We start from the raw sequence: 20,026 nt of genomic DNA on the forward strand, positions 1-20,026 counted from the left end.
GTTCCGGCCTTATCGCTCGGCCACGGCCGCCGTCTGCAGCGCCGCCCCGTTCAGGAAGCGGCGCAAGGACGCCGGCTTCACCGGTTTGTAGAGCACGCCGCAGCCGCAACGCTCCGCCTCGGCCCGCACCGCTTCGGAACGGTCGGCGGTCAGCAGCAGCCCCTTGACCGGACGGTCCCACAATTCCCGCAACCGCTCCAGAACCGCAAGCCCCGTCTGGCCGTCACCGACGTGATAATCGACGCAGACCACGTCGGGAAGCGCCCCGTCGAAGGGAGCGAGCGCCGCCAGCGCCCCGGTGACGTCCGACGCCGTCGCCACCCGGCAGCCCCATTGGCCGAGCAGGGCGCGCAGGCCGGCGAGGATCGGCTCCTCATTGTCGATGCACAGGACCAGCAGCCCGGCGGACAGGGCGGCGGGGGTGGAGACCGGGCGGTCGACCGGGGTGGCGCGGGCCTGCTCCAACGGCACCTCCACCGCGAAGCCGGTGCCGCGCCCGACGGTGGAGCGCAGGGTGACGGGATGGCCGAGCAGCCGGGCGATGCGGTCGACGATGGCGAGGCCGAGTCCCAATCCCTTGTCGGCCGGGTTGCCGCCGCCGTTTTCGCCGCCCAGCCGGCGGAACTCCTCGAACACCTCGCGGCGCTTGGCCTCGGGGATGCCGGGGCCGGTGTCCCACACCTCGATGCGCAGCCGATCGCCATGAACAGGGTCGCGGCGGCGCCGGCAGCCGAGCAGCACCCGGCCCTTCGGCGTGTAGCGGATGGCGTTGGACAGGAAGTTCTGCAGGATGCGGCGCAGAAGCTGCGGGTCGGACCGCACCACGGCGCCGCATCCCACCACCTTCAGTCTCAACCCGCGTTCCTGCGCCAGGGCGGAGAACTCCACCCCCAGCCCGCCCAGCAGCTCGTCGATGGCGAAGCTGCGCATCTGCACCCGGACATTGCCGGCGTCCAGCGAGGAGATGTCGAGCAGCCCGCCCAGCAGCATCTCGGTCGAGCGCAGCGAAGCGGCGGCGTTGTCGATCATGCCGCATTCGGCCGACCGCTGCTCGGGCGTCGGCAGGGCCCCTCGCATGCTCTCCTCCAGCGCCGAGACGAACAGGCGGGCGGCGTTCAACGGCTGCAACAGGTCGTGGCTGGCGGCGGCGAGGAAACGGGTCTTGCTGGCGTTGGCCGTCTCGGCCTCCGCCTTCGCCTGCTGGAGGGCGTCGGTGCGCTCCTGCACGCGCTGCTCCAGGCTTTCGTTGGCCTCGCGCAGGGCCTCGGCGGCGCGGTAGCGCTCGGTCACGTCGGTGTAGGTGGAGACGTAGCCGCCCTCCGGCAGCGGGTTGGCGACAATCTCCAGAACCGTGCCGTCGGGGCGGCGGCGCTCGTAACGGTAGGGCCATTGCTGGTTGGCGGTGTCGCGGTTGGTCAGCAGCGCCTTCATGTCGTGGGCGCTGTATTCGCCGCGCCGCTCGTTGAAGCGGACGAGGTCGGCGAAGGGCACGCCCACCCGCACCATGTCGGCCGGCAGGTCGAGCAGTTGCAGATAGCGCTGGTTCCAGGCGGCGATGCGGTAATCGGCGTCGATCACGCAGATGCCCTGGCCGATGTTCTCCAGCGTCGCCTGCAGCAGTTTCCGGTTGAAGCGCAGCGCTTCCGACGCCTCGTCCAGCATCGCCATGGCGTCGCCGCGCGACAGCGAGCGGCCCTGCAGCGAGGCGGCCATCACCACCCGCGCCGACGCGGCGCCGATGGCGCCGGCGATCAATGTCTCGGTGAAGCGGACGGCGTCGAGGTCGGCCGGGCCAGCCTCGCCCTTGCGGCCGGCGGCATAAGCGTCGAAGGCGGCGTTGCCGCGCTCCGCCCCGACGAAGCGGATGGCGAGCGCGCGCAGGTCGGCCAGCTTGGCGAGAGCCTGCGGGGTGTCGTCCTCGTCCCGGTCGGCGGTGGCGGTGGTGTAGAAGACGGCCTGGGTGCGCTCCACCGCGCTGGGGCGGGCCAGCAGCGATCCGGCGACGAAGGCGATCAGGTTGGCGAGCAGGCTCCACAGGCTGGCGTGGGAGATGGGGTCCAGCCCGTCGATCCCGAACAGCGCCTGCGGGCGCAGCCAGCCGATGCCCCAGGGACCAAAATCCAGGAAATCGGCCGACACCGGGATGATGCCGCCCATCGACGGCACCAGCAGCGTGTAGACCCACAGCAGGAAGCCGGCGCCCAGCCCCGCCAGCGCCCCCACCCGGTTGGCGCGCGGCCAGTAGAGCCCGCCGAAATAGGCCGGCCCGAACTGCGCCACCGCGACGAAGGACAGGAGGCCGATGACGGTCAGCGGGTAATCGCGGTCGACCAGCCGGTGCATGATATAGGCGAGCAGCAGGATCCCCAGCACCGACAGCCGCCGCACCAGCAGCAGCGTGCCGACCATGTCGCGCCGGCCGACGCGGGCGGCGAAGCGGGGACGGCTGAGCAGCAGCGGCATCACCACGTCGTTGCACAGCATGGTGCTGAGCGACACCGCCGCGACGATGACCATGCCGGTCGCCGCCGACAGGCCGCCGATGAAGGACAGCAGGCTGAAGCCGCCGGCCCCCGCCGCGATGGGCAGGGTGATCATGAAGGTGTCGGGGTTGATGCCATCTCCGAAGGTGATCAGACCGGCCACCGCGATGGGGATCATCAGGGCGCTGAGCGCCAGCAGGTAGGTCGGGTACATCCAGGCGGCGGCGCGCAGATGGCGGGGGCTGTCATTCTCCACCGTCATCACATGGTACATCTGCGGCAGGCAGAGGAAGGCGATGATCGAGATCGCCGTGTTCGACCACCAGGTCGGGTCGGTGAAGTCGGGCGACAGCAGCGGGTCGGCCTGCGGCCGGGCGAGCAGGTCGGTGTAACCGTCGAACATGCCCCAGACGATGAAGGCCGCCACCGCCACGAAGACGGTCAGCTTCACCAGACTTTCGAAGGCGATGGCCAGCATCAGACCGCGGTGATGCTCGCTGGCGTTGATGTGGCGGACGCCGAACAGGATGGTGAAGACCGCCATCGACAGTGCCACCGCGAAGGCGGTGTCGCCCCAGATCGGCGGCGGCAGGGCGGCCGGGGCGGCCAGCGAGGGCGCCGTCAGCACGTCGAAGCTGGCGGCCACCGCCTTCAGCTGAAGCGCGATGTAGGGTAGCACGCCGACCAGCGCGGTCAGCGTCACCAGCGCCGCCACCGCCTGGCTCTTGCCATAGCGGGCACCGATGAAGTCGGCGATGGAGGTGACGTTCTGCGCCTTGGTGATGGCGATGGTCTTGGTCAGCACCGGCCGCGCCGCCAGCAGCAGGATCATCGGCGCCAGATAGATCGGCAGGAAATCGAAGCCGCTGGCCGACGCCCGCCCGACCGAGCCGTAGAAGCTCCAGCTGGTGTTGTAGATGCACAGCGTCAGCGCATAGAGGATGGCGGCCGTCCGCGGCGACGCCGACAGCAGCCCACCCCCGGCGGTGCGGCGGTCGCCCCACCAGGCGATGGCGAACAGCACCCCCAGATAGGCCGCCGAAACGGCCAGCACCAGCCAACTCTGCACGACCGACGGACCTGTTGTGGGAGGGAAGGAATCTCCCTCTCCCGTCCCGGGAGAGGGCATGGGAGCGAGCCTATCCCAAGGTTCGACCCGCCAACAACGGCCGGGCTCGATGTTGCCCAAAAACTGTGCAGCGCTGAACGAAGGTAGGGGGCACACATGGTTCGGCGTTCGAACTATTCTGCGCCTGCCGGACGCCGCCGTCCCGGTCGCCGCTGGTGCGACGGCCGGCGTTCCTGCGCCCGGCCTTGGGCATCCGCCCAGGGTCGGGGACCGCTGAAGCGGCCGTTTCCGTCTCCTCCCTCGTACGGGGACGGCCGCTTCCGCGCTTCCTGTTTTGGACCGGAAGAGTGGGGCAAACGGGGGTCCCGGTCGGTTTACTGCGTCGTCCTCGCTGGGAAAGCGCCACGAACGGTCCAATCTATGGCAAGATGGTCCATCGTGAGGGAGACCGGCCGTCGGTGCCGGACCCGGTGCGTGGCCTGAAACGGAAGACGGACGCCCAACAGAATGCTGATCGACGCCTATTTGGGATTCCGGGTCGGGGACGTGGTCCTTGACCGTGCGGAACTGGCGGCCGGCACCGCCACCATCAAGGAAATCCACGTCGTTCCCTGTGACTGGGCGCATGGCCTGACCGGCATCGCCGTCATGGAGAATGGTGCCGAGCGTTTCATCGTCCAGTTGAAGAAGGTGCGCCCGGCCGAGGAAGAGGTCGAGACCGAAAGCAACGTCCGGCCGCTGCGGCATCGCGCACGCTGAACGGCTCCCGCAATCGCCGAAAACGAACAGGCCCGCCGCCCCGGATCGGAGCGGCGGGCCTTCGTTTTCTCGGCGCCGGCGGAGTCGCCGGCCGCTCAGTGGCGAAGCTGGACGCGTCCGCCGTTCCTGCGCGCGTCGTCGACGCTGGCGATGACCGGAAGGCCGCGCAGGAAGGCGGCGCCGGTGTCGGTCGCCTCGAACAGGACATGACCCTGGCGGTCCTGGCCGCGGAAACGGGCCTCGGTCGCCATGCCGGCATTGCGGACGGCGGCCGACAGTTCGGACACGGCCCTCCAGATGCGGGCGCGGTGTTCGGCGGCGCTGGCGCAACCGGTCGCATCCGCGACGGCCAGCGTTACGGTGAAGGAATGAAGCTCGATCGCCATGGTGGCACCACGGAACTTGGAGTGCGGGATTGGAAAACCCGGATCGTTCCGGCCATCGCCGGATACGGTGCCGGCCCTAGGGATCGAGAAACTCAGTCGTAACGGGGAAGCTTCGACAGGACGATGTCGCTGATGAGGCCGCGGAGCTGGCTGACCGGGAGCTGTTCGACCGGAATGCAGACGGCGCGGGCGTAGGTCTCGCACACGTGCCAGGCGTGGTCGGGTTCGACCAGGATGTGCCGGGCAAGATCTTGGTCATCGGCGTTCGCCCGACCGGGGAGCGCCTTTTCACAAGCCAGGACGGTTTGAACCATGTCGCTGGCCAGACTGTGCAGATTCATGGATGGCACCTTCCCATGTTCGGGAATTTGTTGGGAACACGAACAGACTAGACCTTCGGACCGGTTTCCACAACGGTGCCTATGACGTTCGGCTGTGACAATTCAACGATGGTGCCACATCGCACGTCCCGGCGCCCGTTTCGGCGAAAACGCTTTGACGATGCCGCCGCAGGCCGGCCGATACCAGCATGAACATAGGTCGGGGCGAATTATTCCGCCTGTGACCGTTTCGCGGGTCTGACGCGGCAAATTCCGGCCCGGTCCTTCGGCAATCCCCTCTTGCGCCGGGAGCGGTTTTGCCCATGGGGTGGAGGCGGCGATTGCCGCCGGTCAGGTCCGGATCAGGCCGTCCTGCTTCGGCGGGGCCGGGGTTGGAACCGGAGCCGGAGCCGGGGTGGCGGGCGGCGAAAGCTGCCAAGTGTCCAGCGCCCGCCTCAGCGCGTCCAGCCCGGCGCCGGCGGAGGACTTCGCCTCGTCGGCGGCGCGGGTGATGGCGGCGCAAAGCGCGGCGCGGCGTTGCGGATCGTCGCGGCTTTCCTCCAGCGCGCGGCCGAGATCATCGGTCGTGTCGCCGCCCCTGGCATCGGGCTGCGCCGTTTTCGGGTCGATGCCCAGCAGCGGCAGCAGATACTCCCGCCCCTTCTCGCGCGCCACCGCCACCGCCTTGTCGCCGAACCGCTCCGCCGCCGCCAGACCGGTGTCCCAGGCGCCGAGCGCGGCCGAGACGGTGGGGCTGCAGCGGCCGGCCGGTTCCTCCGGGGGAGGCGCCGCGGGAGGTGCCGTCTGGGCGTGCAGCGGTGCGGCGCTCAGCAGCAGGGCGGCGATTGCTGGTATGCCAAGGCGGCGGAAGGGATTGGTCGGGCACGTCATGCGGGAGGACCTGCGGTCGAAGAGGGGGCTTCGGGAGATTTGGGGAGGCGGCGGGCGGCTTTCCATGGCCCCCTTATGGCGCGCGGTCTGGCCGGTGCGGTGGCGGGAAAAGCGGCGAAATGCCGCGACCTGTGGCGATTTTGCTACCGAATGACGTTTTCATGGCGTTTACATGACATGCCGCCGCTGCACCGCACCGCGAAGCGTGGTAAGAGCAGCCCGAAATCTCACCAGTCCCCTATCCAGATACAGGCGAGTCACCGTCCCATGCTGCTGCGCGCATTCCGTTCGCTGATGCCGAAGGAGGAACGCTTCGTCGACCAGTTCGTCGAGCAGGCCCGTCACATCGTGGCCGCCGCTGCTGCCCTGGAAGCGGTGATGGACGCAGGACCGGACGACCGCACGCAGAAGATCGCGGCGCTGAAGCGGGTGGAGAAGGACGCCGACCGCGTCGCCAAGGATGCGGGGCGCGACCTGCACCGGGCCTTCATCACGCCGTTCGACCGGTCGGACATCCTGTCGCTGATCAACGCGCTGGACGACGCCATCGACCTGATGGACGAGGTGCCGCGCCATGCCGGCCTGTACGGCGTCGAGGTGTTCGACGAGCCGATGCGCCGCTTCGTCGCCCTGATCCGCCAGCAGGCCGACGTGCTGCTGGAACTGATGCCGCTCCTGGGCGCCATCGCCCGCAACGCCGAACGGATCGACCATCTCTGCGGCCGGCTGTCCGATCTGGAGGACGAGGCCGACGACGTGCTGCGCGAGGCGCTGAAGGCGCTGATCGCGGAGAAGCCGGACATGATCGCCTTCCTCGGCCGGCGCGAGCTGTACGAGATGCTGGAGGCGGTGACCGACCGCTGCGACGACGTCGGCGACCTTGTCGCGGGCATCACGCTCGATCAGGTCTGAGGCCGCGTCGATGGAGGCCCTGCAACTCGGTCTGCCGGCGATCGTCCTCATCATTCTGGTGGCGCTCGCCTTCGACTTCATCAACGGCCTGCACGACGCGGCGAACTCCATCGCCACCGTGGTGTCGACCCGCGTGCTGTCGCCCAAGCTGGCGGTCCTGTGGGCGGCCTTCTTCAACTTCATCGCCTTCCTGTTCTTCGGCCTGCATGTCGCCACCACCATCGGCACCGGGCTGGTCGATCCGCTGGTAATGGACCCGGCGGTGATCCTGGCGGCGCTGATCGGCGCCATCGGCTGGAACCTGATCACCTGGTATCTCGGGCTGCCGTCCTCCTCGTCGCACGCGCTGGTCGGCGGCATCGCCGGGGCCGGCATCGCCAAGGCGGGATTCGGCGCCATCGTCGCCAGCGGCTTCACCAAGACGGCGGTCGCCATCGTGCTGTCGCCCGGCATCGGCCTGCTGCTGGCGCTGTTCCTGATGCTGGTGGCGTCCTGGGCGCTGCGCCGGGCCGCCCCCTTCACGGTCGACCGCCAGTTCCGCCATCTGCAGCTGGTTTCGGCGGCGCTCTACAGCCTGGGCCATGGCGGCAACGACGCGCAGAAGACGATGGGCATCATCGCCGTGCTGCTGTTCAGCCAGGGCATGCTGGGCGATACCTTCCACGTCCCCTTCTGGGTCATCATCGCCTGTCAGGTGGCGATGGGCATGGGCACGATGATGGGCGGCTGGCGCATCGTCCGCACCATGGGCTCGCGCATCACCGACCTGAAGCCCTATCAGGGCTTCTGCGCCGAGACGGCGGGCGCCATCACCCTGTTCGGCGCGACGTGGCTGGGCATTCCGGTGTCGACCACCCACACCATCACCGGCGCCATCGTCGGCGTCGGCTCCGCCCGCCGCACCTCGGCGGTGCGCTGGGGGCTGGCGGGCCGAATCGTCTGGGCCTGGGTGCTGACGATTCCCGCCTCCGGCATCGTCGCCTGGCTGTCCTACCTGCTGGTCGCCGCCCTGCTGCGCCCGTAAGGGCGCCTTTCCGGGGGGAGAACGCCCGCAGAACGATGGGGCGAACGGATAAGCCCTTCGTGATGCAGCGCGGCCTTGACCCGCAAGGGCGGGAACGGCAGGATCGGTGCGGTGGAGACAGGATACCGGTCATGCCGCATATCGAACGCACCGATCAAGGTGAGCAGTATGTGTTTCCCGGCACCGAACGCCGGACGGTCCCCGGCTTGCCCTATGCGGCGGAAGCCGACGGCCAGCTGACCCTGCATTTCTACGCCCCGCCCGAGAAGTCCGAACGCCGCCCCCGCCCGACCTCGGCGCGCGCGTTGTCGTCCACGCCCCTGCCGGTGACGGCGCTTCCGGCCAACGCGGCGATGCCCCCCGCGATGGCGCAGGCGCAGACGGCGCCGGCGGCGACCGACTCCGCGCCGCAGAGCCTGTTCGGCCGCCGGCTCGCCCATTTCCCGCGGGTGTTCGACCAGCCCTGAGCGGTTTCAGGCTGAGCGGCTTCAGGCTGCGCCGACCTCAGGCGGTGCCGGTGCGGCTCCGCGTGGCGTCCAGCATGCGGGCGACCTGACGCAGCAGGACCTCGCGGTCATAGGGCTTGCCGACATGCCCGTTCATCCCGGCCTCGCGGCATTCGCGCCGCTCCTCCTGGGACGAACCGGCGGTCAGCGCCAGGATCGGCAGGTCGCCGCGCGGCGGCGGCATCGCGCGGATGGCGCGGCTCGCCTCCAGCCCATCCATGCCCGGCATCTGCACGTCCATCAGCACGAGGTCGTAGTCGCCGGCTTCCACCGCCTCCACCGCCGCGGCTCCGTCGGCCACCAGATCGATGGCGTAACCGCTGTCGCGGAACAGCGCGGCCAGCAGTTCGCGGTTGATCGCCAAATCCTCGGCGATCAGCAGGCGCAGTGGTCCGGGGGAGCGTTCTTCGGTGGCAGGGGCAGTCGGATGGGCGGCGGGACGGGCCGCGGGGGACGGGGAGGGCAGACCGGCGGCCGTCGCCGGACGTGCGGCGCCGCCTTGCCGGGCGGCAATGCGGGCGAGCTGCCGGCGCAGGTCGTCGATGGCGAAGGGCTTGGCGATCATCGCGACGTCGGGGCCGAAGGCGGACGGGGTGCCGGCGGCATGGGCGGCGAAGCCGGAGGCCAGCAGCACCGGCAGGCCGGGGCGCATGCGGGCGGCGTGCCGCGCCAGTTCCGTCCCGTCCATGCCCGGCGGCATGACGACGTCGCTCAGCAGCAGGTCCAGCGGCTCAGGCCCGTCCAGCACCACCAGCGCCTCGTTGGCGTTGGCCGCCGCGATCACCCGATGCCCCCAGCCGCGCAGCAGCCCGGCCACCATGTCGCGCACCGTCGGGTCGTCGTCCACCAGCAGGACCGACAGCGGCCCGGAGGACGGCGGCCAGGACGGAACGGCGGCCGGAGCGGGAGGCGGCGCGGCAAAATTCACGGCGGTATCCGGGGTAAGGTCCGGGACAGAATTCTGGGTGGCGGCGGGCCCCACCGGCGGCGTCCCGGCCTCCCTGGGGGCCGGCTCCGCCGGCAGCAGGCGGCTCGCCGGCAGGCGCACCGTCACCGTGGTGCCGACGCCCAGCGTGCTGCGCAGAGCGAGAGTGCCGCCATGCAGTTCGACCAGCCGTTTGGTCAGAGGCAGGCCCAGCCCGGTGCCCTCCGCTTCGCGACTGGCGGCGTTCCCGGCACGGGCGAAGGGCTCCAGCACGCGGTCGATGTCCTCGGCCGGGATGCCAAGCCCGGTGTCGATGACGCGGATCACCGGCATGCCGTCGTCCAGGGCGGCGGACAGGGTCACCGACCCGCCCGACGGCGTGTATTTCACCGCGTTGGCGATCAGGTTCAGCAGGATCTGGCGGATGCGGCGGTCGTCGCCGTGCAGGTTGCGCACCGCCGGTTCCACCACCGCCGACAGAAGCACGCCGGCGTGTTCGGCCCGCGGGGTCAGCATGCGCACGGCGAAATCGGCGGCATCCTCCAGGTCGCAAGGTCCTTCCTCGAGCGTCAGCGCCCCGGCTTCCGCCCGCGCGTGGTCGAGGATCTCGTTGATCAGTTCCAGCACATGCTGGCCGGAATCGCGGACATTGGCGGCATATTGCCGGTAGGAGGGCGTGCCGACCGGCCCTTCCGCCTCGCGGGCGATCAGGTCGGAGAAGCCGATCACCGCGTTCAGCGGCGTGCGCAACTCGTGGCTCAGGCCGGCCAGGAACTCGCTCTTGTCATGGTTGGCGGCCTCGGCGGCCCGGCGCGCGGTCTCCGCCATGTCGCGGGCCTTGTCCAGCTCGGCGGCGAGTCGCGCGGTCTCGTCGCGCTCGGCGCTGGTCCGCTCCACGGCGCTGTGCGCCTCGGCCAGAGCCACCTGCGCCTTGCGCTCGCGGTCGAGGTAGCGCAGGCCCCAGCCCAGCATCGCCAGGATCGCCAGCAACCCGACGATCGTCTCCAGCACCGTGTGCAGGGTACGGGTGCGCCAGTCGGCCATCGCCTCGTCCCGGCCGATGCCGGTCAGCACCACCAGACCATAATCGCGCACCGTCCGGTAGGCGGCGATGCGCGACACCCCGTCCAGCACCGATTGCAGCAGGAACTGCCCTTCCGGCGCCTCACGCAGCTTGGATTGGAACAGCAGCCCGCCGGCCACCGATTTGCCTGCCGACTCCAGGGTGGCCGGGCGGCGGGCGATGACCTCGCCGGCCGGGCCGTAGACGCCGATCAGCGGATCGAACTCGACACCCAGCAGGGCGTAGAAATCTGTCAGCGAGTCCACCCGGATCGTTGCCGACGCCATCCCGACGAAACGCCCTTCATCGTCATACAGGGGACGCGAGACCGGGAAGACCGGCGGCTGGCCGCCGCTGCGGACGGTCTGCGCCGCACCGACATGCAGGCGCGCGCCGCCGCGCAGGGCCTCCAGCCCGGACGGATCGGCGAAGTCGGCGATGCGGTTGGGAAAGCTGGCCGATTCGAGAACGGCCCGGCCGTCGGCGTCATAGATCCAGATGGCGTCGGCGCCCTCGACCTGGGCGGCATATTCGCGCAGCCGGGTCCAATGTTTCAGGTCGCGGACCTTCTGCGGGCCGCCGGCTTCCGCCACCATCGCAGCGGTCTGGTCGAGCGCAACATCGGCGGTGTGCACCGTGCGGTGGACATGGTCGTCGACCAGCCGGGCCATGTCCCGGACCATGGCGAAGCGGCGCTGCAGCGTGTCCTGGTAATCGTGGTAGATCCGGTGGCCCGCATTGCCCGCCAACGCGGCCAGCACCACGACCATCACCAGCGCGCCCCGTAGGAAGCGTCCCACGAATCCCCCTTCTTATGCCGCCCTTATGTGCCGCCCTCATGTCCCAATGCGCGGTGCGGCCCGAACAATGCTTCAGGCTCAAACTATCACGAATCCGGGCGGTCGGATGCCGGATTCGACCGGGCGGACCCCTGGGGTTTGTCCTGATGGCCCGCCGATTTTCAGGAGGGATGGTCAGGCTTCCTGAACGGTTTCGATCTCCGACAGGTCGGACAGGCGGCGGGCCAGACGTTCGGTGCAGCGGATTTCGAGGATGCCGAAGCCGGCGTTGGGGGCGATCGTGTGCAGGTCGCCGGCCATGCCGTTCTCGCTGGCCAGCCGCCGCACCCGTTCCACCATGGCGTCGCGTTCCGGCCGTCCCGGACGCAAACCCGGCAGCGGGCGGGTGAAGTGGAGCTTGTAGCGCTTGAAGATCGAAGGGGCCATCAGGTCACGGGTGCGAAGTGGGGGCGGTCACGAGGGAGAATTGGGTCCCTGGATGCCGTCCCCCGGATCTCGCACAGGCCGGCGGTGCGATGCCAGCCCGAAAAGGCTTATTTCTTGGGTTCGACGTTTTCGGCACCGGCGCGGGTGCCGCCGAAGCGGTCGGCGCCCTTGGCGTCGGGGGCGTCCGGCTTCTTGTGGTTGCCGGTGTTCTGCTCGCCCTCGGTGTGGCGGACGGTCTGTTCGGTGTGGGGCTGCTTGTTCTGCTGGCCGGTCATCGGGTGAGTCTCCCTTATATAAGGTGTCCCCCCTTAACCGGATCGGCCGGCATTGGTTTCGGTCGTGGTTGCGGTTGACCTCAGCTTTGCCGGGCAATCGCCTGCGCCACCGCCATCCACCGCTCCTCCTCCGCCCACTCGTCCGCATCGCGCAGCGCGCGCAAGGGAGGCCAGATGCCGAGCCGGCTGGAGCGGCGCAGCGCGAAGAAGCGGTCGAGTTCCTCCCCGGTCGGCAGCCGGTCTTCCTTGCGCTGGTTGCAGCGGCGGTGCGCCAGCACGACGTTGGCCGGATCGTCGATCCCGCCATAGGCCTGGGGTATCAGATGGTCGAAGGTGGCTTTCGCCCCCACCGGCCCGTCGCAGAAGAAGCAGCGCCCGCCCTGCTGGACGTCCATCAGCCTGGCATCGTCCGGCGTCACGGGCATGGCGCTCTCCATCAGCGTGTCATTGGCGGTTGGCCAGGGTTACAGGTCGCGCTCGACGCTGCCCCACAGGTCGTATTCGTCGGCATGCTCGATGGTGACGTCGACCATGTCGCCCGGCTTCAGGCCGGTCTCGCCGTTCAGGAAGACGTTGCCGTCGATCTCCGGCGCATCGGCGTAGGAGCGGCCGATGGCGCCCTCCTCGTCGACCTCGTCGATCAGCACGCCCAGCGTATAGCCGACCTTCTGCTGGAGCCGCTCGGCGCTGATCGCCTTCTGCGTCTCCATGAAGCGCTCCCAACGCTCCTGCTTGACCTCTTCCGGGACGGCCCCGGGCAGATCGTTGGCGGTCGCGCCCTCCACCGGCTCGTACTTGAAGCAGCCGACCCGGTCGAGCTGGGCTTCCTTCAGCCAGTCCAGCATGAACTGGAAGTCCTCCTCCGTCTCGCCGGGGAAGCCGGTGATGAAGGTGGAGCGCAGGACCAGATGCGGGCACTCGTCACGCCACTTGCGGATGCGGTCCAGCTGCTTTTCCTGGGCGGCCGGGCGGCGCATCGCCTTCAGCACGGTGGGCGAGGCGTGCTGGAACGGGATGTCGAGATAGGGGAGGATCTTGCCCTCCGCCATCAGCGGGATGACCTCGTCCACATGCGGATAGGGGTAGACGTAGTGCAGGCGGACCCACAGGTCGAAATTCGCCAGCTCGTTGCACAGGTCGAAGAAGCGGGTGCGGACCTCGCGGTCGTACCATTTCTCCGTCTTGTACTTCACGTCGACGCCATAGGCGCTGGTATCCTGGGAGATGACCAGCAGTTCCTTGACGCCGGCGACCGCCAGCTTCTCCGCCTCGCGCAGGACCGAATGGATCGGCCGGCTGACCAGATCGCCGCGAAGGCTGGGGATGATGCAGAAGCTGCAGCGGTTGTTGCAGCCCTCGGAAATCTTCAGGTACGCGTAGTGGCGCGGGGTCAGCCGCAGCCCTTCCGGCGGCACCAGATCGGTGAAGGGGTTGTGCGTCGGCGGCACGGCGTCATGCACCGCGCTGACCACCTGTTCATACTGGTGCGGACCGGTGACGGCCAGCACGTCGGGGTGGATTTGCCGGATCATGTCCGATTCCACGCCCATGCAGCCGGTGACGATGACCCGCCCGTTCTCCTTGATCGCCTCGCCGATGGCGTCCAGCGACTCCTTCTTGGCGCTGTCGAGGAAGCCGCAGGTGTTGACCAGCACGACGTCCGCGCCGTCGTAGCTGGGGGAGATCTCGTACCCCTCCGCGCGCAGGCGCGTGAGGATGCGCTCTGAATCGACGAGCGCCTTGGGGCAGCCGAGGCTGACGATGCCGACCTTCGGGGCGCCCATGGTCTGGGCGGCGGCCGGCGATGCGGACTTCGGAACGGGGGATGTGGTCATCGCGCGCGTATACCGCCGAATCGAAGATTACGCCAGTGAAACATGGCGACGAAGCGAGTCGGCATGGCCGATATGCCGATTCCGCCTGCGTTTGCCTGGAGTCCGGGAACTCGGCTTCTCTTGCCGGGCTCAAAGCGATGCGACAATTTGCAACAAAAAGATGAAGTGTTCGATGTTCCGTTTTTCGTTTGAACGCGCTAATATATGTGCTGGTGTCATGATCGACGTGGCTGCCGCCTTACAGCGATAGCTGCCTGCCTTTTGATACGCCCATCGTATAGCCACTAAACCTTATAGAGTGGAACAAATGGACTTTGCAAAAGTGCGCGGCGTTGCTGCGGGCCGGATGGCGACGCGGAACAACGCGGCATCCATCGGCGCCGGCGTCACGGGAGCCGGATCCATCGGAGCGGCCATGGACTTCACCGAACCGGATCATGCCGGCGGCGCGTCGCCGCAGGCCATCGCCGACGTCATGCTTCAGATCGCCCACATCGCCGACAGCCTGGGTTATACCCACGGATTGAAGCCGTCGCAGTGGACGGCGCTGCGCTATTTCGCCGGCGCCAACAACAGCCAGCGCACGGTGTCGGCCTTCGCCGACTTCCACGCCACCACCCGCGGGGCCGCCTCGCAGATGGTGGAGGTGCTGGTGGGCAAGGAGCTGCTGGTCCGCGTGCCGGTTCCGGAGGACCGCCGCGTCACCCAACTGCACCCGACGCCGAAGGCGCTGGAACTGCTGCGCCACGACCCGCTGAACGACTTCGCCGGCGTCATCGCCGAACTGGCGGGCGACGACCAGTACAAGCTGGCCGAGACGCTGACCAGCCTGCTGCGCGGCCTGCTGGAAAAGCGGCAGTCTGTCTGATTCAGGGCAGTCCGATTCCGGGCCGTCTTAACCGGGGCCGCTCCGATCGCAGCCGTCAGGGCTTGCGGCAGGCGGCGACCGCGGCCTCCAGCCCGCGCTGATCGCGCTCGCTGAGGCGGTTGGCGACGAACCCCTCCCACACCCCGATCCGCGCCAGTTCCGACTGCACGCAGCGGCAATTGGCGGTGCAGGTCGCCGACGCCACCCCGGCGCGCTCGCAACTCGACACGCAGGCCGCCTGGAAATCGCGTGTGGCAGGCGTCTCCACCGGCGACAGCTGCGCCGCGGCCCAGGCGATGCCGAACAGCAGCGGCTGGTGCAGCAGATAGACCGCGAGGCTATGCCGCCCGGCCAGGGCCAGCAGCCGCCCGGCGCCACTGGTCACCTCGACGCCCTCGCCCATCGCCGGCCACAGCCGCGCCAGCCCGATCCCGGCCAGAACACCGCCGATCCAGGGCAGCAGCGGCACGAAGTCGTTGGAGTCCGGCGCCACCGTGGTCAGCCCGATCCAGCGCAGCCAAGGGCTGTCGAACAGCGGGAGGCCTTGCGTCGTCCCGATCAGCACCGCGGCAGCCGCCGTCGCCAGGGTCATGGCGGCCGGCAGGCGGACGAAGGCGAGGCCGATGACGCTCGCCACCGCGATGTGATGCAGCACGCCGAAGAAGATCGGGCTGTCGGGGAACAGGGCATAGGACGCCGCCGACACCGCCGCGGCCCCCGCCGCCACCCGTCCCAGACGACGCAGGAAGCGCCCCGGATCGAGGCCATTGCGGGTCGCCAGCACCAGCCCGATGCCGGCCAGCAGCAGGAAGCTCGACAGGATCACGGCGCGCGCCGCCAGCCACAGCGGGTCGCCCAGCAGGTCGAAGCGGGCGAACCCGAAATAGGTGGCGTCCCAGCTGCCGTGATAGGCCGCCATCGCGACCAGCGCCAGCCCGCGCGCCACGTCGATGGCCGGACGGCGGGAGCTGCGCGCGAGGTCCTGTTGTGCCGGCGCAATGCCGATTGCCGTCATGATCCGGTCGTCCCCACCCCGAAAATCCACCCTTCTTGCCGCCTTGCGGTGTCGTCCAGTCCCGGCGGCGTCCAGGCCGACGCCTTGGCCGCGAGCCAGCGCAGGCCGGCGGCCGACACCAGCGCGTCGCTGTCATGGTCGCTGACCATACCGGAGCGCCGCAAAGGGTGCGAGCCCAGCCGGCGCAGTGCCTCGTCCATTTCGGCGGCGTCGCGGATCTTGCGCTGGCCGAAGCCGGTATGCTTGAGGAACAGGCGCGGGTAGATCTCCACCATCACGCTTTGCCCCGGCGCCGGATCCTCGAAGGGCCAGACCGCCAGCCGGCCGGGCAGGGCGGTTCGCAGGGCGCGCAGCACCCGCATCCCGGCCAGGGCGCCCTTGCCGACCTGCCGCGAGCCGATCAGCTTGTAGGGGCTCTGCGGGTGGCCCAGCCCGTCGGCGCGGCAGGCCCATTCGGTGGCGCGGTGCGGGTCCTCGTACCAATCCGGCTGCGGCCCGCCATGCCAGAAGCCCAGCCCGTGCAGCGGGTGGCTGGCGAAGGGACCGCCGCCGAAGTCGGGTTCATCGGCGCAGACCGCCTCCACCGCGTCCCACAGGTCGAAGACGGTGGCCTCGCGCCCCGGAAAGCCGCGCGCCGCCACCGCGAAGGGCAGGGAGAAGGCGCAGTCGATCCCCACCAAGGCGGGTTCTCGTGGCAGTTCCGCACGCAGCCAGTCGAACACCGCCGTCCGCGACCACCAGCCGCCGGGACCCTCGACCAGCCGGGGTGCGGAATCGCCCACCACGCACTCCGCCACCGCGATGCCGGCGTAGCGCTTGGCCAGCGCGCCGGACCAGTCGATGGCGATGAAGCGGCCGAAGGCGGGCGCCGCCGTCCCGGTCAAAGCTCCGCCACCTCCACCACGCCCGGCACCGCCTTCAGGGCCGAGCGGCTTTGCGCGGTGATGGTGTAGCTGCCGGGCAACTCGATCTCGATCTCCTTCAGCGGGTCGACCTCCACCAGCACGTTGATGCGGCTCTTGCCGCGCGACAGCCGGTCGAGCGTGGCGCGCAGATGCTCGATCGGGCCGGGGTCGCGCAGCACCACGCGCAGGCCGGCGCTGACCGAGGCGACGGCCTCCTCCAGCGGCTTGATCTCCTGGCAGGTCAGGCGGACCTCCTCGCCGTTCAGCTGGGCGTCCACCGTCATCAGCACCGGGCGGCCGGGCTCCAGCAGGTCGCGGTTGGCGGCCAGCACCTCGGAGAACAGCGTCACCTCATAGCCGCCGGTGGCGTCCGACAGTTCGACGAAGGCGAAGCGGTTGCCGGACTTGGCGGTCTTCTCCTTCTTCGAGACGACGATGCCCGCCATCTTGTAGCGGGTGGAGCCGCCCTTCGCGATGGCGGTCTGCAGTTCGGCGGAGCGCACCACCTTCATGCGGCCGAGCGGGCCGGAATAGGCGTCGAGCGGGTGGGCCGACAGGTAGAAGCCGATGGCACCGAACTCGTGCTTCAGCTTTTCCAGCGGTTCCCAATCCTTGACCTTGGGCATTTCGGGTTCGGGCAGGCCGCCGCCACCGCCGCCGAACAGGTTGCCGATGCCGCTGTCGCGCTCCGCCGCCTCCGCCTGGGCGTAGCGGATGATGGTCTCCAGCGCGGCATGGACCTGGGCGCGGTTGGGGTTCAGCCCGTCGAAGGCACCGGCGCAGGCGAGATTCTCCAGCTGGCGCTTGTTGATGGTCTTGAGGTCCAGGCGGCGGGCGAAGTCGAACAGGCTCTTGAAGGGGCCATTCTTCCGCCGCTCCTCCACCACCGCCCGCATGGCGGGCTGGCCGACGCCCTTGACGGCGGCCAGCGCGTAGCGCACCGCCTTGGTGCCGTCGGGCAGCTGTTCCACCCCGAAGATGGAGTCGGATTTGTTGATGTCCGGCGTCAGCAGCTTGATGCGCAGCCGGGCCAGCTCCTGCCGGAAGACGTTCAGCTTGTCGGTGTTGCCGAGGTCGAGCGTCATCGACGCCGCCATGAACTCCACCGGGTGGTTCGCCTTGAGATAGGCGGTGTGGTAGGCGACCAGGGCATAGGCGGCGGCGTGGGACTTGTTGAAGCCGTAGCCGGCGAACTTCATGACCTGATCGAAGATCATGCTGGCCAGATCGGCCTTCACGCCGCGCGCCTCGGCGCCGTCGCAGAAGATCTTGCGCTGGTTGTCCATCTCCTCCTTGATCTTCTTGCCCATGGCGCGGCGCAGAAGATCGGCGCCGCCCAGCGAATAGCCGGACAGCACCTGGGCGATCTGCATGACCTGTTCCTGGTAGATCATGATCCCGAAGGTCTCCTTCAGGATGCCTTCCAGGCTGTCATGCATGTAGTCGGCTTTTTCCTCGCCGTTCTTCACCCGGATGTATTTCGGGATGTTGTCCATCGGGCCGGGACGGTAGAGCGACACCAGCGCGATGATGTCCTCCAGCCGGTTCGGCTTCAGCCGGCGCAGAACGTCGCGCATGCCGGAGCTTTCCAACTGGAACACGCCGGTCGCCTCGGCACGGCTGAGCAGCTGGTAGCTCTTCTCGTCGTCCAGCGGGACGGTGGTCAGGTCCGGTTTCTCGGGGATCAGGTCGACCGCCGTCTTCAGCACGGTCAGCGTCTTCAGGCCGAGGAAGTCGAACTTCACAAGACCGGCCTGTTCGACATACTTCATGTTGAACTGGGTGACCGGCATGTCGGAGCGCGGGTCTCGGTAGAGCGGCACCAGCTCCTGCAAGGGCCGGTCGCCGATCACCACGCCGGCGGCGTGGGTCGAGGCGTGGCGGTACAGACCCTCCAGCTTCAACGCGATGTCGATCAGGTGGCGCACGGTGTCGTCGCCGTCGCGCGCCTGCCGCAGCATCTCCTCGCTGTCCAGCGCCTGCTGCAAGGTCACCGGGTTGGCCGGGTTGTTCGGCACCATCTTGCAGATCTTGTCGACCTGCCCGTAGGGCATCTGCAGCACGCGGCCGACGTCGCGCAGCACGGCGCGGGCCTGGAGCTTACCGAAGGTGATGATCTGGGCGACGCGGTCGTAGCCGTATTTCTTCTGGACGTAGCGGATGACCTCTTCGCGGCGGTCCTGGCAGAAGTCGATGTCGAAGTCGGGCATCGACACGCGTTCGGGGTTCAGGAAGCGCTCGAACAGCAGGCCGAAGCGCAGCGGGTCGAGGTCGGTGATGGTCAGCGCCCAGGCAACGACGGAGCCGGCGCCCGACCCGCGGCCTGGACCGACGGGAATGTCCTGGTTCTTCGCCCATTTGATGAAGTCCGACACGATCAGGAAGTAGCCGGGGAACTTCATCTTGACGATGACGTCCAGCTCGAACTCCAGCCGCTCGAAATAGGTCTTGCGGGTCTCCTCGCGCTGTTCCGGCGTCATGTCGGGCGTGAAGACGACCTTCTCCAGCCGCATCTCCAGGCCGGCGCGCGACTGGGCGCGCAGCTCGTCATCCTCGGTCCGGCCGCCTTCGCAGGCAAAGGGCGGCAGGATCGGCTTGATCGGCTTCAGCAGGAAGGAGCAGCGCCGGGCGATGGCCACCGTGTTGTCCACCGCCTCCGGCAAATCGGCGAACAGCAGCCGCATCTCCTCCGCCGACTTGAAGCGGTGGTCGGGGGTCAGGCGGCGGCGGTCCTCCTGGCTGAGATAGGCGCCCTCGGCGATGCACATCAGCGCATCGTGCGCCTCGTACATGTCGGCGGTGGCGAAATAGCAATCGTTGGTGGCGACCAGCGGCAGGTCGTGGGCATAGGCGAGGTCGATCAGCGCCGGCTCGACGGCGTTCTCCACCGTGGCGAAATGGCCGCGCCCGCCCTCGTGCCGCTGCAGCTCGACATAGAGGCGGCCGGGGAAGAGGCGCTTCAAACGTTCCAGGACGTCGAGCGCCAGATCCTTCTGCCCCTCGTGCAGAAGCCGGCCGACCGAGCCGCCGGGGCCGCCGGTCAGCGCGATCAGCCCGGCGGACCGCCCCTCCAGCGCGTCCAGCGTCACCTGCGGGCCGGCCAGCGGGTCCGACTCCAGGAAGGCCTTGGACACCAGCGCCGTCAGGTTGCGGTAGCCCTCCTCGTTCTGGCAGAGCAGGACGAGCTGGTCGGGGGTGGCCGCCGCCTTGCCGGGCAGGCCGGGCTTCGTCTGGGCCGGGCCGACGCGGGTGATGCCCAGCACGGTGCCGATGATCGGCTGAACGCCGGCATCGGATGCCGCCAGCGCGAATTCCAGCGCGCCGAACAGGTTGCCGGTGTCGGTGACCGCGACGGCCGGCATCTGCTGTTTCAGGCAGAGCTTGACCAGCTCCTTCACCTTGATCGCACCTTCCGACAGCGAATAGGCGGAATGGACGCGCAGGTGGATGAAGTCGGCGTGGGGCATGGCAACCGGAGATTTGCTGCGAGAGGGGCCCCTGGTTCTAGCACAGGCCGGCGGCTTCCCGCGACCGTCGCGCTGGCGCATGCGAACGTGGTATGGA

17 protein-coding genes are annotated in these 20,026 nt (G+C 68.9%); 5 read left to right on the plus strand and 12 right to left on the minus strand.

Features of this window, described 5'->3' with window-relative positions; translation table 11 throughout:
* Positions 1–9 precede the first annotated feature (9 nt).
* Entirely contained in the window at positions 10–3,552 is a 3,543-nt protein-coding gene (locus ACCD06_RS32540) for a NahK/ErcS family hybrid sensor histidine kinase/response regulator (protein ID WP_136701031.1), read from the minus strand.
* Between the two features lie 507 nt (positions 3,553–4,059).
* On the opposite strand from ACCD06_RS32540, the gene ACCD06_RS32545 reads away from it, so the two are divergent.
* The gene (locus ACCD06_RS32545; protein ID WP_109076207.1) at positions 4,060–4,311 is read left to right on the plus strand and encodes a hypothetical protein; all 252 of its coding nucleotides are present in this window, start codon (positions 4,060–4,062) and stop codon (positions 4,309–4,311) included.
* Between the two features lie 95 nt (positions 4,312–4,406).
* On the opposite strand, the gene ACCD06_RS32550 is transcribed toward ACCD06_RS32545, so the two are convergent.
* The 3 genes from ACCD06_RS32550 to ACCD06_RS32560 form a co-directional block, all read right to left on the minus strand.
* Positions 4,407–4,697, minus strand: a complete 291-nt coding sequence (locus tag ACCD06_RS32550) for a hypothetical protein (protein ID WP_109076206.1) — start codon at positions 4,695–4,697, stop codon at positions 4,407–4,409.
* Between the two features lie 92 nt (positions 4,698–4,789).
* Entirely contained in the window at positions 4,790–5,038 is a 249-nt protein-coding gene (locus ACCD06_RS32555) for a hypothetical protein (protein ID WP_109076205.1), read from the minus strand.
* 330 nt (positions 5,039–5,368) lie between these two features.
* Positions 5,369–5,908 carry a hypothetical protein gene (locus ACCD06_RS32560; RefSeq protein WP_413346475.1) on the minus strand — a complete coding sequence of 180 codons (540 nt, stop codon included), beginning with the start codon at positions 5,906–5,908 and terminating at the stop codon, positions 5,369–5,371.
* 267 nt (positions 5,909–6,175) lie between these two features.
* Between ACCD06_RS32560 and ACCD06_RS32565 the strand changes: the two genes are divergently transcribed.
* From ACCD06_RS32565 to ACCD06_RS32575, 3 genes are all read left to right on the plus strand, one after another.
* Positions 6,176–6,820: a DUF47 domain-containing protein gene (locus ACCD06_RS32565; RefSeq protein ID WP_109076203.1), complete on the plus strand. Its 645-nt coding sequence runs from the start codon at positions 6,176–6,178 to the stop codon at positions 6,818–6,820.
* A 10-nt stretch (positions 6,821–6,830) separates the two neighbouring features.
* Entirely contained in the window at positions 6,831–7,844 is a 1,014-nt protein-coding gene (locus ACCD06_RS32570) for an inorganic phosphate transporter (RefSeq protein WP_413346477.1), read from the plus strand.
* 131 nt (positions 7,845–7,975) lie between these two features.
* Complete coding sequence (locus ACCD06_RS32575) at positions 7,976–8,311, plus strand: hypothetical protein (RefSeq protein ID WP_109076201.1); 336 nt, start codon at positions 7,976–7,978, stop codon at positions 8,309–8,311.
* 37 nt (positions 8,312–8,348) lie between these two features.
* On the opposite strand, the gene ACCD06_RS32580 is transcribed toward ACCD06_RS32575, so the two are convergent.
* The 5 genes from ACCD06_RS32580 to rimO form a co-directional block, all read right to left on the minus strand.
* Positions 8,349–11,138 (minus strand): response regulator, encoded by a 2,790-nt coding sequence (locus ACCD06_RS32580; RefSeq protein WP_413346480.1) that lies wholly within the window; start codon positions 11,136–11,138, stop codon positions 8,349–8,351.
* Between the two features lie 174 nt (positions 11,139–11,312).
* On the minus strand, positions 11,313–11,564 hold the full coding sequence (locus ACCD06_RS32585; RefSeq protein WP_109076199.1) for a hypothetical protein: 252 nt from the start codon (positions 11,562–11,564) through the stop codon (positions 11,313–11,315).
* Between the two features lie 107 nt (positions 11,565–11,671).
* Positions 11,672–11,839, minus strand: a complete 168-nt coding sequence (locus ACCD06_RS32590; protein ID WP_167393469.1) for a hypothetical protein — start codon at positions 11,837–11,839, stop codon at positions 11,672–11,674.
* Positions 11,840–11,919: 80 nt separating this feature from the next.
* Entirely contained in the window at positions 11,920–12,264 is a 345-nt protein-coding gene (locus ACCD06_RS32595) for an HNH endonuclease (RefSeq protein WP_413346483.1), read from the minus strand.
* Positions 12,265–12,303: 39 nt separating this feature from the next.
* On the minus strand, positions 12,304–13,623 hold the full coding sequence (gene rimO / locus ACCD06_RS32600) for a 30S ribosomal protein S12 methylthiotransferase RimO (protein ID WP_109076221.1): 1,320 nt from the start codon (positions 13,621–13,623) through the stop codon (positions 12,304–12,306).
* Positions 13,624–14,089: 466 nt separating this feature from the next.
* Between rimO and ACCD06_RS32605 the strand changes: the two genes are divergently transcribed.
* The gene (locus ACCD06_RS32605; RefSeq protein WP_109076220.1) at positions 14,090–14,542 is read left to right on the plus strand and encodes a MarR family winged helix-turn-helix transcriptional regulator; all 453 of its coding nucleotides are present in this window, start codon (positions 14,090–14,092) and stop codon (positions 14,540–14,542) included.
* Between the two features lie 55 nt (positions 14,543–14,597).
* Here ACCD06_RS32605 and ACCD06_RS32610 read toward each other — a convergent pair whose 3' ends face one another.
* The 3 genes from ACCD06_RS32610 to dnaE are packed head-to-tail and all read right to left on the minus strand — an operon-like array spanning position 14,598 to position 19,929.
* Positions 14,598–15,557 carry a DUF1624 domain-containing protein gene (locus tag ACCD06_RS32610; protein ID WP_413346485.1) on the minus strand — a complete coding sequence of 320 codons (960 nt, stop codon included), beginning with the start codon at positions 15,555–15,557 and terminating at the stop codon, positions 14,598–14,600.
* Complete coding sequence (locus ACCD06_RS32615) at positions 15,554–16,441, minus strand: hypothetical protein (RefSeq protein ID WP_413346487.1); 888 nt, start codon at positions 16,439–16,441, stop codon at positions 15,554–15,556. Before ACCD06_RS32615 ends, ACCD06_RS32610 begins: the two co-directional genes overlap by 4 nt.
* Positions 16,438–19,929 (minus strand): DNA polymerase III subunit alpha, encoded by a 3,492-nt coding sequence (gene dnaE / locus ACCD06_RS32620; RefSeq protein ID WP_413346489.1) that lies wholly within the window; start codon positions 19,927–19,929, stop codon positions 16,438–16,440. The genes ACCD06_RS32615 and dnaE overlap by 4 nt, the downstream gene beginning before the upstream one ends.
* Between the last annotated feature and the right edge of the window lie 97 nt (positions 19,930–20,026).

This window comes from Azospirillum sp. CT11-132, from assembly GCF_047302835.1.
GTDB lineage: Bacteria > Pseudomonadota > Alphaproteobacteria > Azospirillales > Azospirillaceae > Azospirillum.

What these genes read in the sequence shown, in the direction of transcription:
- ACCD06_RS32605 (WP_109076220.1), top strand. Translation starts at nt 14,090, where the DNA reads ATGGACTTCACCGAACCGGATCATGCCGGCGGCGCGTCGCCGCAGGCC.
- dnaE (WP_413346489.1), bottom strand. Translation starts at nt 19,929, where the DNA reads ATGCCCCACGCCGACTTCATCCACCTGCGCGTCCATTCCGCCTATTCG.
- ACCD06_RS32550 (WP_109076206.1), bottom strand. Translation starts at nt 4,697, where the DNA reads ATGGCGATCGAGCTTCATTCCTTCACCGTAACGCTGGCCGTCGCGGAT.
- ACCD06_RS32565 (WP_109076203.1), top strand. Translation starts at nt 6,176, where the DNA reads ATGCTGCTGCGCGCATTCCGTTCGCTGATGCCGAAGGAGGAACGCTTC.
- ACCD06_RS32560 (WP_413346475.1), bottom strand. Translation starts at nt 5,908, where the DNA reads ATGACGTGCCCGACCAATCCCTTCCGCCGCCTTGGCATACCAGCAATC.
- ACCD06_RS32595 (WP_413346483.1), bottom strand. Translation starts at nt 12,264, where the DNA reads ATGCCCGTGACGCCGGACGATGCCAGGCTGATGGACGTCCAGCAGGGC.
- ACCD06_RS32570 (WP_413346477.1), top strand. Translation starts at nt 6,831, where the DNA reads ATGGAGGCCCTGCAACTCGGTCTGCCGGCGATCGTCCTCATCATTCTG.
- ACCD06_RS32575 (WP_109076201.1), top strand. Translation starts at nt 7,976, where the DNA reads ATGCCGCATATCGAACGCACCGATCAAGGTGAGCAGTATGTGTTTCCC.
- ACCD06_RS32555 (WP_109076205.1), bottom strand. Translation starts at nt 5,038, where the DNA reads ATGAATCTGCACAGTCTGGCCAGCGACATGGTTCAAACCGTCCTGGCT.
- ACCD06_RS32590 (WP_167393469.1), bottom strand. Translation starts at nt 11,839, where the DNA reads ATGACCGGCCAGCAGAACAAGCAGCCCCACACCGAACAGACCGTCCGC.
- ACCD06_RS32585 (WP_109076199.1), bottom strand. Translation starts at nt 11,564, where the DNA reads ATGGCCCCTTCGATCTTCAAGCGCTACAAGCTCCACTTCACCCGCCCG.
- ACCD06_RS32610 (WP_413346485.1), bottom strand. Translation starts at nt 15,557, where the DNA reads ATGACGGCAATCGGCATTGCGCCGGCACAACAGGACCTCGCGCGCAGC.
- rimO (WP_109076221.1), bottom strand. Translation starts at nt 13,623, where the DNA reads ATGGGCGCCCCGAAGGTCGGCATCGTCAGCCTCGGCTGCCCCAAGGCG.
- ACCD06_RS32545 (WP_109076207.1), top strand. Translation starts at nt 4,060, where the DNA reads ATGCTGATCGACGCCTATTTGGGATTCCGGGTCGGGGACGTGGTCCTT.